The sequence below is a fragment of the Lysobacter enzymogenes genome, assembly GCF_900106525.1.
Lineage (GTDB): Bacteria > Pseudomonadota > Gammaproteobacteria > Xanthomonadales > Xanthomonadaceae > Lysobacter > Lysobacter enzymogenes.
Genome location: NZ_FNOG01000004.1, coordinates 496,270 through 508,394 on the forward strand (window position 1 = coordinate 496,270; position 12,125 = coordinate 508,394).

The window sequence follows — 12,125 nt, forward strand, 5'->3', positions numbered from 1 at the left end:
CGCGCGATGAAGCCGGGTCGGCGCCGCGCGCGAAGCAATCCGGCGCTGCCGGAGACTGTAGAACCCCACACTCCGTCATTCCGGCGAAAGCCGGAACCCATTTTGCTTTTGCTGCTGCCACCGCTGCTCTGCAGGCGATGTTTCTTGGCTGATCGAGAAACGCGGTCAACAGCAAAGGCAAACGCAAAATGGGTTCCGGCTTTCGCCGGAATGACGGAGTCGGGAGGGGCGGCAGGCGGGAGGCGATGCAGCCGCGCACGCAGCCGCCGGCGCTACGCCGCCGGCGGGGCCAGGCTGAAGCCGACCGTGGTCTGGCCGTCGCCGCTGGCGGCGAACACACTGCCGCCGTGCAACGAGGCGATCGCCTTGACGATCGACAGGCCCAGGCCGTGATGGCGTTCGCCGCCGTGCTCGCGCGCGGCGTCGACGCGGTAGAAGCGGTCGAACATCCGCGCCAGGTGCTGCGGCTCCACGCTCTTGCCGTGGTTGCGCACCGCCACGCTGGCGCCGTTGCCGCAGTCGCCGGCCGCGCCGTCGCCGCCGCGCACTTCCACCACGATCTCCGAACCCGGCGCGGCGTGCTGCACCGCGTTGTGCAGCAGGTTGGTCATCGCCCGGCGGAACAGCGAGGTGTCGATCCAGGCGTCGGCGGCGCCGTCGATGCGCAGGCGCATGCCGGCCTCTTCCAGCAGGTATTCGAGGAATTCGCCGGTCTTGGCCACTTCCGTCGCCAGCGGCACGCAGACCCGGTCCAGGGCGATGTCGCCCTGCCCCGCGCGCGAGAGGAACAGCATGTCGTTGACGATGCCGCGCATGCGCTCGAGCTCTTCCAGGTTCGAGGTCAGCACTTCGGTCAAGCGCTGCGCCTCGCGCGGGCGCTGCAGCGCGACCTGGGTCTGGCCCATGAGGTTGGTCAGCGGCGTGCGCAGCTCGTGGGCGACATCGGCGTTGAACGCTTCCAGCCGGGTGTAGGCGGCTTCCAGGCGGTCGAGCGCGCCGTTGAACGCGTCGGTCAGCCGGCCCAGTTCCGGCGGCAGGTCGGTCGGTTGCAGGCGCTGCGACAGCTTGCTCGGGCTCAGCCGCTGCGCTTGCTCCGACAAGCGCTGCAGCGGGCGCAGGCCGACCCGGGCGATCCAGTGCCCGAGCAGCGCCACCAGCGCGGCGCCGCCCAGGCCGAGCGCGACCAGGGCGAAGGCGAAGCTGCGCAGCGCGGCGCGATAAGGCTGCGAATCGATCGCCACCCACACCTGCACCGACGGCCGCTCGCCCTTGGCCGGGATCGCCTGCGCCAGCACCCGGTACGGCGCGTCGCTGTCGTCCAGCCACAGCCGGCCCATGCCGCGGTCGGCGGCGCCGCGCGCGGCCTCGACTTGCGGCGCGGCCGGGCCGATCCGGAACAGATCGCTGTCGCTCCAGGCCCAGACCTTGGTGCTGCGGTCGCTGGAGACCATGCTCTCGACCTTGTCCTCGACCTTGTGCCAACGCTCGCGCAGGTCGCAGGCGCCGACGCTGCCGGCGACGTAGCGCAGTTTGGTTTCCAGCTCGGCGTGCTGATAGCGCACGATCTGGGTCTGCAGCACCTGATACAGCGCGACGCCGACCAGGGCGAACACCAGCAGCGCGGCGCCGGCGAACATCGCCGCCAGGCGCCGGGCGATCGGCAGCTCGCGCCACGGCGTCACGCCGGCGACCTCGCGCTGCCGGCGTCCTCGTCCTCGCGCGTTTCCAGCACATAGCCCATGCCGCGCACGGTGTGCAGCAGCTTGCTGCGGAACGGGCCGTCGATCTTGGCGCGCAAGCGCTTGATCGCCACCTCGACCACGTTGGTGTTGCTGTCGAAGTTGATGTCCCACACCTGCGCGGCGATCACCGTCTTGGACAGGATCTGGCCGCGGCGCTGGGCCAGCAGCGCGAGCAGGGCGAATTCCTTGCCGGTCAGGTCCAGGCGGTTGCCGTCGCGGAAGGCGCGGCGCGCGATCAGGTTGATCTGCAGGTCGCCGATGCTCAGTTCGGTCGGCTCCTGTTGGCGGCCGCGCCGCACCAGCGCCTGCAGCCGCGCCAGCAGTTCGATGAAGGAGAAGGGTTTCACCAGGTAATCGTCGGCGCCGGCGCCCAGGCCGTGCACGCGGTCGTCGATGCGGTCGCGCGCGGTCAGCATGATCACCGGGGTCTGTTTGCGCAGGCGCAGCTCGCGCAGCACGCTGAAGCCGTCCAGGCCGGGCAGCATCACGTCGAGCACGATCACGTCGTAGTCGAACTCGCGCGCCAGGTGCAGGCCGTTGTTGCCGTCGCGCGCCACGTCCACGCTCCAGCCCTGCTCGGCCAGGCCGTCGCGCAGGTAATCGGCGGTCTTGGCTTCGTCTTCGACGATCAACAACTTCATGGCGGGCGGTGGCTGCGGACGGGGCCTGCGGTCATCCTAACCCCGCCGCGGCCCGGCGCCGGCGCGCGCAGGTGCGGCAGGCGGGCGGAAGGGCTGCGTTCGGGCATGGGCGGCGTCCTGGACGGCGCGGGAAAAAGGAAGGCGGCGCCTCGCTCGACGCGCCGCCCATGGCCTGCGAGGGGAGGACGCGGGCCATGGGCGGCACTGTAGGCGCGCGGCGCCTACGCCACGCTGTCGCCGCGCTGACAAATTCGTCAGTTGCGCCGCTGCGCGCGGGCGCCGCGGTTGCGAACTGGGTTGCAAGAACGCGCAGGCGCCGGCGGCGGCATCGGCGGCTGCGCTAGCATCGGCGCATCCCCCGCCGCCCCGTCGCAGGAACGACCCACCGCGCATGACCGCGAACCCTCCGCCCTCGCGCGCCCCGGCCTGGCAGGTCGACGCGGCGCTGATCGTCGATGCGGTGTTCGAATCCGACGGCCTCCTGCACGCCTGGGCGCGTCTGCCCGATGCGACCTGGCGCGCGCTGGCGCCGGTGCTGGCCGGGCGCTACGACCGCATCGGCTTCGGCTTCGGTTTCGGCATCCGCCTCGGCGCGGGCAGCGAGGACTTCCTGCGCAGCGGCATCGCCCGTACGCTGGAACTGGACGCGGCGCAAGCGCTGCCGGCGACCGAAATCGACGGCGAACGCTACGACCTGCAGGTCTGCGACTTCAACGCCTACACCGCGTATCTGCTCGGCCGCACCGGCTTCAACCACTGGCATAGCACCGACCCGGAACTGTGCGCGGACGAGCTGTGCTTCTTCCGCGAGGGCCGGATCGAACTGCTGGCGCAGCCGTGGAATTCGATGCTGCGGCTGTTCTCGGTCGAACACCGTTTTCTGCAGGACATCGAGGCCGCGCACCCGCGCTTCGCCGGCGCGGTCTACGTCAGCGAAAACGGCCGCCTGCGCGGGGTGTGAGGCGCGGCGCTTGCCGGATCAGCGCTTGCCGGGCTTGGCCGGCGGCACCAGTTCGATCTGGAACAGGTCCGGCCACAGCTTGCCGGTCACGAACAGGCGGTCGCCCTGGGCGTCGTAGGCGATGCCGTTGAGCACGTCGGCGCCGCGGCCGCCGCTGCCGTGCTGGCGCAACAGGCCGGACAGGTCGATCCACCCGCGCACTTGCCCGGTCTTGGGGTCGATGCGGGCGATGCGGTCGCTCTGCCAGACGTTGGCGTAGATCTCGCCCTTGACCCACTCCAGTTCGTTGAGCTGGTCGATGGCGCGGCCCTGGTCGCGGACCTGGATGCGCGAGCGCTCGCGCAGCGTGGCCGGGTCGAGCAGGCGGATCTGCGCGCTGCCGTCGCTCATGTAGATCGTGTCGGCCGAACGGGTCAGGCCCCAGCCCTCGCCCGGGTATTGGAAGGTGCCGGCGAAGGAGAAATCGGCGCGGTTGAGCACGTAGCCGGCGCCGTTGGTCCAGCTCAGCACCAGCAGCTGATCGCCGCGGTCGGTCATCCCTTCGCCGAACACCTCGTCCGGCAGCGCCGTGCGCTGCAGCACCCGGCCGCTGGCCAGCTCGACCTTGCGCACCGAGGAATGGCCGTTGAGGCCGGTGCTCTCGTACAGAAAGCCGTCCTTCCAGATCAGGCCCTGGGTGAAGGCCTGCGGATCGTGCGGATGGCGCGCGATCACCTTGTAGGAATACACCGGCGCGGCGGCGGCGGCGGCGTGCGGCGCGGCCGGCGTCGGCGCGCAGGCGCTGGCGAGGGCCGCGGTCAACGCGGCGACGGCGAACGGATGCAGGCAAGGACGACGCTGGGGCATGGGCGGGTTCCGGGAGCCAAGGCGGCAGAATACCTTGGGCCATGGCTCGGCGACTGCCTCGCCCAGGCGCCAGGGCTCTTGTGGGAGGGGCTTCAGCCCCGATGCCCTCCGCTCAGGTCGCGGCGATCTGGCACAAGAGCTTCGGGGCTGAAGCCCCTCCCACAAAGGCTGCGAGCCCCTCGCGTCGCCGCCGGCCGCCCCGCCGCCTTCACCCCCGTCGCACCCCCTGCGACCTGCTCCCGGGTAGAATCCGGGCCTGTGCCCCACCCGGTTGCCAGTTTCAGATGACAGATTCCGTACGTACGGCGTTCCACGGCTTCGAACAGATCCCGCTGCGCGAATACGCCGAACGCGCCTACCTGGACTACTCGATGTACGTGGTCCTGGACCGCGCCCTGCCGTTCCTGGGCGACGGCCTCAAGCCGGTGCAGCGCCGCATCGTCTACGCCATGAGCGAGCTGGGCCTGAACGCCCAGTCCAAGCCGAAGAAGTCCGCGCGCACCGTGGGCGATGTGATCGGCAAATACCATCCGCACGGCGACAGCGCCTGCTACGAGGCGATGGTGTTGATGGCGCAGCCGTTCTCCTACCGCTATCCGCTGGTCGAAGGCCAGGGCAACTTCGGTTCCAGCGACGATCCCAAGTCGTTCGCGGCGATGCGCTACACCGAGTCCAAGCTGACCCCGATCGCCGAGGTGCTGCTGGGCGAGCTCGGCCAGGGCACGGTCGACTGGACCCCGAACTTCGACGGCACCCTGGAAGAGCCGACCTGGATGCCGGCGCGGCTGCCGCACCTGCTGCTCAACGGCACCACCGGCATCGCCGTGGGCATGGCCACCGACGTGCCGCCGCACAACTTGAACGAAGTGGTCAGCGCCTGCGTGCGCCTGCTCGACGATCCCGACGCGACCACGCGCGATCTGTGCGAGCACGTGCTCGGCCCGGACTACCCGACCACGGCCGAGATCATCACCCCGCGCGCCGACCTGCTGCAGATGTACGAAACCGGCCTGGGCAGCGTGCGCGCCCGCGCCGTGTTCGAGAAGGACGGCGCCAACCTGGTCATCACCGCCCTGCCCTACCAGACCTCGCCGGGCAAGGTGATCGAGCAGATCGCCAGCCAGATGCGGGCCAAGAAACTGCCGTGGCTGGAAGACATCCGCGACGAGTCCGACCACGCCAATCCGACCCGGATCGTGCTGGTGCCGCGCTCCAACCGCGTCGATGCCGATCAGTTGATGGGCCATCTGTTCGCCACCACCGACCTGGAACGCAGCTTCCGCGTCAACTTCAACGTGATCGGCCTGGACGGCCGCCCGCAGGTCAAGGGCCTGAGGGCGTTCCTGAGCGAGTGGCTGAGCTTCCGCGCCGACACCGTCACCCGCCGCCTGAATCACCGGCTGGAGAAGGTCGAGCGCCGCCTGCACCTGTTGCAGGGTTTGCTGGTCGCGTTCCTCAACCTCGACGAAGTCATCCGCATCATCCGCAGCGAGGACGAACCGCGTCCGGTGCTGATGAAGCGCTTCGACCTCACCGAAGAGCAGACCGACTACATCCTGGAAACCCGCCTGCGCCAGCTGGCGCGGCTGGAAGAGATGAAGATCCGCGGCGAGCAGGCCGAGCTGGAGAAGGAGCGCGAACAGCTGATCGCGACCCTCGCCAGCAAGGCCAAGCTCAAGAAGCTGATCAAGGACGAACTGCTGGCCGACGCCAAGAAGTTCGGCGACGCCCGCCGCTCGCCGCTGGTGTCGCGCAATGCGGCGCAGGCGCTGTCGGAAACCGAACTGGTCGCCAGCGAACCGATGACCGTGGTGGTCAGCGAAAAGGGCTGGGTGCGCGCGGCCAAGGGTCATGAGATCGACGCGTCCACCCTGAGTTACCGCGACGGCGACGGCCTGCTCGCGGCCGTGCGCGGGCGCAGCACCCAGCAGGTCGCGTTCCTGGATTCGACCGGCCGCGCCTACTCGGCGCTGATCCACGGCCTGCCGTCGGCGCGCGGCAACGGCGAGCCGCTGACCGGGCGCTTCTCGCCGGCCGCGGGCGCGTCGTTCCAGGCGTTGGCGGCGGGCGACAACGACATGCGCTTCGTTCTAGGCAGCAGTCATGGCTACGGCTTCGTCACCCGCTTCGAAAACCTCACCGGCCGCAACAAGGCCGGCAAGGCGATGCTGTCGCTGACCCCGAACGCCAAGGTGCTGCAACCGGCGCAGATCGGCGACGTCGAACAAGACCGCGTGGTCGCGGTGACCAACGTCGGCCACCTGCTCGCGTTCCCGGTGGCCGAGCTGCCGGAGCTCGACAAGGGCAAGGGCAACAAGATCATCGATATTCCGAAGGCCAAGCTCGGCACCGAGCGCGTGGTTGCGGTGGCGGTGGTCGCGCCGGGACAAACGCTGAGCGTGAAGTCGGGAGCGCGGACGATGAGCCTGTCGTTCAAGGATCTCGACACGTACCTCGGCGCGCGCGCGACTCGCGGCGGGTTGTTGCCGCGCGGGTGGCAGAAGGTGGAAGGGTTGGCGGTCGAGTAAGGCCGCCGCCACTGCGCGGCTGGCCCGGTACGCCGGCCCAGCCGCGAGTTGTTTGCCGCAACGCCGCGGCGCCAGCTTCGCATCTCGTATCTCGATCGCCGGGGCAAGCAGCCGATGAGAAAGTACCTGGATGGTTTTTTCGGCGTGCTTGCCTTGTGCGGCTTCGCAGCGAGCTTGATCGTGCACTTGCGCACGTTCTGGGGTTACACCCTGGACCTGCCCGGCGGCCAACATCTGCTCGCGCTCGCCCTGCCCGTGGTATTCGCACCGTTGGTGCTCGAGACCTACCGCATCCCGCCCGAACAACGCAACATCGTTGGACTGCCCGGCAAACTGCCCCGGTGGGCGGTCGCCGTCGTCATCGCAGTGTCGGTGTATGCCGGGCTCAACTTTCTTGTGAATGTCGCGTCCAACGGCTCGCCCGTCGTTTCCGACGGCAGGTATGTGCTGCAGGAGCATGGGCGCGTGATTCGGGAACTCACCGCGCAACAGTACCGCGAGGCGATAGTGAGACAGGTCCGCGGGTTCAGTGGGCACATGCTGCCGTTCTATCTGGCACCGGCGATTTGGTTCTTGTTCGCCAAGAGGGCGCAGCGCCCCGTTGTCGGTTGAGGCGACGCTCTTCTATCGGCAGCGACTGCGCGCGTCTATCGGCCGCGGGCTCGACGGACCGAGCGCAGCTTGGCCGCATCCGCAGCGGCTTGACGGCTCCTCATGATTGGGCTCGCCGGAGCTTGCCGACTCTGGCGAGGCCGCCTTGCCTACCCTGCCCGAACGCTGCCGCTGGGCCGAACCATTCCATTTGCGCCAACCCGCGCAAGCGCGAGCGGACGTAGCCTGGGTGCACGCGCCGTCGGCGCGGCGCGGCGAGGCCGCGCACTGACATGGAGTGGAGACGGATATGAATCGCGAAAAAGCCGAACAGATCGCGGCGCATCTCGCCGCGGGGATGCTGGCCAGCGGGCAGTACGCCATGAGCGAGGACACCGGCGGCGACGCCGAGTTCGTCGCGTCCTTGTACAACGCCATCGTCGACAAGCTGGTCGCCGGGCGCGGCGGCGACGCCGGCGGCTGATCGGCGGCCGGCGCACGCAGGCGTTGCTTCTGCGCGCGTTTCCGCGCGGGCCGGCGGCTGAGGCGCCGGCCCGCGGGCGTGAATCGATCCGACGGTGCGGGCGGTTTACTGAATCGCGTCGCCGTAGCCGCAGCCGACCGTGACCCAGCCCGGCGCATAGCTCACATCGACCAGCACGCGCACGGTCTTGTCGGCGCCCAAGGGCTTGCGCGAGTCCATGCCCTTCCAGTCGTAAGTTTCCTTCATCGCTTCGAGGTCCGGGCGCGGCTTCATCCCGCCGATGCGCGCGGCCAGCGCTTCGCCGACCTTGATTTCCTGGCCTTCGGGCACCTTGAATGCCAGATGCATCTCCTTGCGGCTGGGGAAGTTGATGTAGGCCGAGTTCTCGCCCCAGGCCGACACCGGCTGCGCCGACTTCCACAGCATCAGCGCGGCCGAGCCGCCGTCGTCGCTCTGGGCGAAGCCGGCGAACTCCTCGGCATGGAGCTTCTGGTTGAACTGGGCGACCTGCTCGGCGCTGAGTTTGCATTCGACGAAATCGGCCAGCGCCTTGGCGGTGTCGTTCTGGGCCAGCGACGCCAGCGGCATCGCGGCGGCGCAGGCGACTGCGAGCGCAGCGATTCGGCGGATGTGGGTGGGCATGTGACTCTCCATCGAGGTTGGGGGAAAAATTTTCGGATGCGCGCCGGCGGCGCGGCATCGTCGCGGCGAACGCGGGCATCGGGGTTCGGGCGAATTGAGCGCTGCGCCGCTCGGCGCAATGTCGACCTACTCATCGCCGCGGCGGCCGTCGCGCCGCGCGCAGGCTCTAGGCGAGCCGCGCTTCGCTCTCGCGCAGGTAATGCTCGACCACTTCGTCGAACCGCTGCGGGTCGTAGCGCAGGCTGTTGGTGTAGACGATCACCGGCGAGCCGGCGGTCTGGTGCGCGGACAGCATGCGCCGATAGAGGCGATGATCGCGGTGCGCGGCGAGGAAGCGGTCGGCGTCCTTGAGCACGACCTTGTAGCCGTGCAAGGCCGGATCGGTGAAGTCGTAGTACGGCTCGACGCGGTCGATGTCGCGCCAGGCGATGCGGATAGCGCCATTCAAGTCCAGGCCCTCGGGGCCGGCCCGCAGCGGGCTGCCGCCGCGCAGTTTCGCCGCGCCGAACGCGGCCAGGCCCAGGAACAAGGCGCCGCCCAGTCCCACCGCCGGATAGAAGATGCGCGGATCGCGCAGCATCGCCCGGGCGCTGTCCGGGTCGGGACCGCGCAGCAGCAGATAGGCGCAGGCGATGCCCAGCGCGAGCAGGAACGCCACCGCCGACAGGATCCGCAGCTTGTCGATTTCGGCGCGAAAGGTCGGGTGATTCATGCGGCGGCCTCTGAGTCCTTCGGCGGCCCGGCGCGAGATCGCGGCCGGGTGTCCTTGATGGGCTTCGCACAAAACCGGCACGGCTCGGCGCGACCCGGCCGCAGCGTAGCACGCAGCACCGGCGGCGACGCGCGGCCGCCGCGCCGCCGGTCCGCGTCGGGCGGCGCGGCGCGATCAATGCAGCGCGATCAACGCACCGGCAAGGCCAGCACCTGCGCGGTATGCATCACTTCGCCGAAGGTGTCGGCGATCGACGCCAGCGCGGCGCGATGCAGGTCCGCATGCGCCAGCACCGTGCCATCGCCGTTGTCGAGATCGCGGGTGGCGCAGGCGTCGCCGGCGACGATCACCTCGAAACCCAGCGGCACCGCGTCGCGCGCGGCGCCGGCGACGCAGGCGTGGGTCATCAATCCCGCGATCACCAAGGTGTCGATGCCGGCCTGCTTGAGTTGCTGTTCGATGTCGGTGGTCGGAAACACGCTGACCGAGGTCTTGCGCACCACGCGATGGTGCGCGGCCGGCTGCAGTTCGGCGTGGAAGCGCACGCCGTCGCCGTTCTCGGCGAACACCGGCGCATCGGGCGGGGTCACATGCTGGATATGGAAGACCGGCAGGCCGTGGGCATCGGCGTGCTCGACCAGCGCGCGCGCGTTGCGCAGCGCCGCAGCGCCGCCCGGTAGCGGCATGCGGCCGCTGAAGTATTCGTTCTGGAAATCGACGACGAGCAGCGCGGTGCGGCCGGCGGCGAGCGATTGCGGCGCGGCGGCGCCGCCGATGGTGCGCAGGGTGGGATGGTTCATGGGCAACTCCTTGCAGGATCGAACGAAACGCGCGCCCGTCCGACGGCGCTTCGGCCTTCGGTTCGATTCGTGTCGGGGCGCGCGGCGATGGCGGTCCGAATCGCTGCGCGTGCGGCAGGCGATCAACGGACGCAGCGCAATGTAGGCCAGCGTCCGCGGCGCGGCCATTAAGCCGAGTGCTGGGCGTTTAAACGATCGTCCACGGCCGCTGCGGCGCGGCGCTCAAGCCGGAGGTCTTGCCCGGACTCACACCGCCTCGCCCGCTCCTGCGCGCCGGCGCGCGGCGCCCGGCGGTTCTCCGGCGATGCTGCGGAACGCGAGGTGCATCCCCACCACCGAGGCATAGCCGACCTGCTCGGCCACGGCTTCCTGCGACAGTTCGGTGCTGCGCAGCAGCCGCCGCGCTTCGGCCACGCGGATGCGCGCCAGGTGCCGCGCCGGCGGTTCGCCGACCAGCGCGTTGAAGCGCGCCGACAAGGCCGACTTCGACAGGCCGGCGTGCGCGGCCAGTTCGTCCAGCGAGCATTTCTCGCCGAAGTGGGTGTACATGTAGTACAGGCAGCGCGCGATGCGCGGATCGCGCAAGGCGGTGTCGGCCTGCTCCTCGCCCGCGCGCACCGCGCCGGCGACGGCCAGTTCCAGCGCCAGCGCGTAGATCAGTTCCAGCGCGCGCAGCAGCACCGGATTGCGCAACGCGGCGGTGCGTTCGAGTTCGCGGCTGAGCCCGTGCAGCGCGTGGCTCAGCATCGGCTCGCCGGCGATGGCCGCGGCCGGCGCGATCATGATCGCGCCGAACAGCCGGCACAGCGGCATCGCGCTGGTCGCGTCGTAGTGCAGGCCGGCGCACAGCGCGCGCGGCGCGGTCTCGCCTTGCGCGCCGGCGGCATCGCCGCGCAGCAGCGCTGCGGGCAATTCGGCGTCGGCCGCGGCGCCGGCCATGCGTTCGGCCACGCTGTGCGGCAGCAGCGCGAGATCGCCTTGCTCCAGCACCAGCGTGCGGCCGCGATCGTCGAGTTCGATGCGGCCGCGCGCGGCGTACACGAACAGGGCGTTCGCAGAATCCGCGCCGCCCTCGCGCCAACGCTGCGGTCGGTTGGTTTCGCACACGAAGCGCGCTTCCAGCCGGACCCGGGTCAGCAAGGCGATCAGCAGGTCGGCGTGTTGCTGCATGAGGCGATCGGGCGGGCGCACGGTGCGGGTGCGCCGACGATAAGCCAGCCGGCGCGCGCTTGTCAGCCGCCACGCGCGCAACCGGCCGGTGCGGCAACATCGCGCGCCGGAGCGGCGCCGGTCGCGCAATTACTCGGCAATAGCCCGGAAACGGCGCGGCTGCGAAACGGCGCGCCTCAGAAACAGCGCGGCCCAAAACAACGCGCCTCAAAAACAACGCGGACGCGGCCCACGCCGCGTCCGCGCGCTGCGACCGCTAAGCGCCGGCCGCGCTCAGTACGAACCCACCGGCCGCGGCCGCGGCTCGAACATCGGCACGGTCACGCCCTGAGCCGGGCGGCCGTCGGCTTTCCACACCAGCGTCTCGGGCGGGAAATCTTCCTTGCGCGTCATCGCGTCGATCTGCTTGGCGATCAGCTTCGCCGCGCCCTCGACCTCCGGATTCCAGGCGAACACGCCGACCTGGCCGTACCACACCGCCGGCGCGGCGGCGTCGAGGCGGCGATCCGGACACATCGTGTAGTTGCGCTGCGCCAGCACCCGCAGCGCGCCGACCGGGACCGCGCGCACGCCCGGCGTGGTGCGTTCCTTGGAATGGCCGGGGCACAGGCGCGAGGCCTTGGCGATGGCCGCTTCGTAGACTTCGTTGTCGCTCTGGGCGTGGGCGGCGCCGGCGCCGAGCAGCAGCGCGAGCGCGAGCGGGAACAGGCGGCGGGGCGAGGCGGAACGCGCGCGGACACGACGCGACGGGGTAAAGCTCGGCATGGCGAAACTCCTTGTTCGACGACTGCGAGGGGCATCGGGGGATGCCCGCGGGGCAAGGCCCCGGCGCCGATCCGATCGGCGCGCGCTGGGGCCGCCGGCAGGATAGCCAATGCCTTCGCCGGGAATGTAAGCGCAACGTGAGCCTGGACGGCGGCGTGCGCCGGGGATGGCGAGAGCGCACTTCGATGGCGACGCCGGCGCACATCGAAGCAACGCCGCGCAGGTTTCGCGCACAAAAAAGGA

The 12,125-nt window shown here is 70.1% G+C and carries 12 protein-coding genes and 1 pseudogene; 5 read left to right on the plus strand and 8 right to left on the minus strand.

Annotation, left to right across the window (positions count from 1 at the left end; genetic code table 11):
* Window positions 1-272: 272 nt before the first annotated feature.
* Both BLU84_RS13060 and BLU84_RS13065 read right to left on the minus strand, forming a co-directional pair.
* A complete protein-coding gene (locus BLU84_RS13060) occupies window positions 273-1,682 on the minus strand; it encodes a heavy metal sensor histidine kinase (protein WP_233431129.1) in 1,410 nt (469 codons plus the stop codon).
* On the minus strand, window positions 1,679-2,383 hold the full coding sequence (locus tag BLU84_RS13065) for a heavy metal response regulator transcription factor (protein WP_074867468.1): 705 nt from the start codon (window positions 2,381-2,383) through the stop codon (window positions 1,679-1,681). The genes BLU84_RS13060 and BLU84_RS13065 overlap by 4 nt, the downstream gene beginning before the upstream one ends.
* Window positions 2,384-2,774: 391 nt before the next feature.
* Here BLU84_RS13065 and BLU84_RS13070 point away from each other — a divergent pair, with 391 nt between their 5' ends.
* Window positions 2,775-3,344, plus strand: a complete 570-nt coding sequence (locus BLU84_RS13070) for a hypothetical protein (protein ID WP_074867470.1) — start codon at window positions 2,775-2,777, stop codon at window positions 3,342-3,344.
* 18 nt (window positions 3,345-3,362) lie between these two features.
* Here the strand turns inward: BLU84_RS13070 and BLU84_RS13075 are convergent, their stop codons facing one another.
* On the minus strand, window positions 3,363-4,190 hold the full coding sequence (locus BLU84_RS13075; protein WP_074867474.1) for a glutaminyl-peptide cyclotransferase: 828 nt from the start codon (window positions 4,188-4,190) through the stop codon (window positions 3,363-3,365).
* 41 nt (window positions 4,191-4,231) lie between these two features.
* On the opposite strand from BLU84_RS13075, the pseudogene BLU84_RS28645 reads away from it, so the two are divergent.
* From BLU84_RS28645 to BLU84_RS27190, 4 genes and pseudogenes are all read left to right on the plus strand, one after another.
* A pseudogene (locus BLU84_RS28645) lies at window positions 4,232-4,354 on the plus strand (DUF6053 domain-containing protein); the annotation flags it as partial.
* Window positions 4,355-4,474: 120 nt separating this feature from the next.
* Window positions 4,475-6,718, plus strand: coding sequence for a DNA topoisomerase IV subunit A (parC, locus tag BLU84_RS13080; protein WP_074867478.1), 2,244 nt, complete (start codon window positions 4,475-4,477; stop codon window positions 6,716-6,718).
* A 114-nt stretch (window positions 6,719-6,832) separates the two neighbouring features.
* Window positions 6,833-7,330, plus strand: coding sequence for a hypothetical protein (locus tag BLU84_RS13085; RefSeq protein WP_074867482.1), 498 nt, complete (start codon window positions 6,833-6,835; stop codon window positions 7,328-7,330).
* Window positions 7,331-7,619: 289 nt separating this feature from the next.
* Window positions 7,620-7,793 (plus strand): hypothetical protein, encoded by a 174-nt coding sequence (locus tag BLU84_RS27190; RefSeq protein WP_170849162.1) that lies wholly within the window; start codon window positions 7,620-7,622, stop codon window positions 7,791-7,793.
* Between the two features lie 105 nt (window positions 7,794-7,898).
* On the opposite strand, the gene BLU84_RS13090 is transcribed toward BLU84_RS27190, so the two are convergent.
* The 5 genes from BLU84_RS13090 to BLU84_RS13110 form a co-directional block, all read right to left on the minus strand.
* Window positions 7,899-8,435 carry a hypothetical protein gene (locus tag BLU84_RS13090; RefSeq protein WP_074867485.1) on the minus strand — a complete coding sequence of 179 codons (537 nt, stop codon included), beginning with the start codon at window positions 8,433-8,435 and terminating at the stop codon, window positions 7,899-7,901.
* A 166-nt stretch (window positions 8,436-8,601) separates the two neighbouring features.
* Window positions 8,602-9,147, minus strand: coding sequence for a hypothetical protein (locus BLU84_RS27195; protein WP_074867488.1), 546 nt, complete (start codon window positions 9,145-9,147; stop codon window positions 8,602-8,604).
* Window positions 9,148-9,335: 188 nt separating this feature from the next.
* Entirely contained in the window at window positions 9,336-9,947 is a 612-nt protein-coding gene (locus BLU84_RS13100) for a cysteine hydrolase family protein (protein WP_074867491.1), read from the minus strand.
* A 246-nt stretch (window positions 9,948-10,193) separates the two neighbouring features.
* Window positions 10,194-11,117 (minus strand): helix-turn-helix domain-containing protein, encoded by a 924-nt coding sequence (locus BLU84_RS13105; RefSeq protein ID WP_074867494.1) that lies wholly within the window; start codon window positions 11,115-11,117, stop codon window positions 10,194-10,196.
* Window positions 11,118-11,390: 273 nt separating this feature from the next.
* A complete protein-coding gene (locus tag BLU84_RS13110; protein ID WP_233431130.1) occupies window positions 11,391-11,882 on the minus strand; it encodes a hypothetical protein in 492 nt (163 codons plus the stop codon).
* Window positions 11,883-12,125 lie beyond the last annotated feature (243 nt).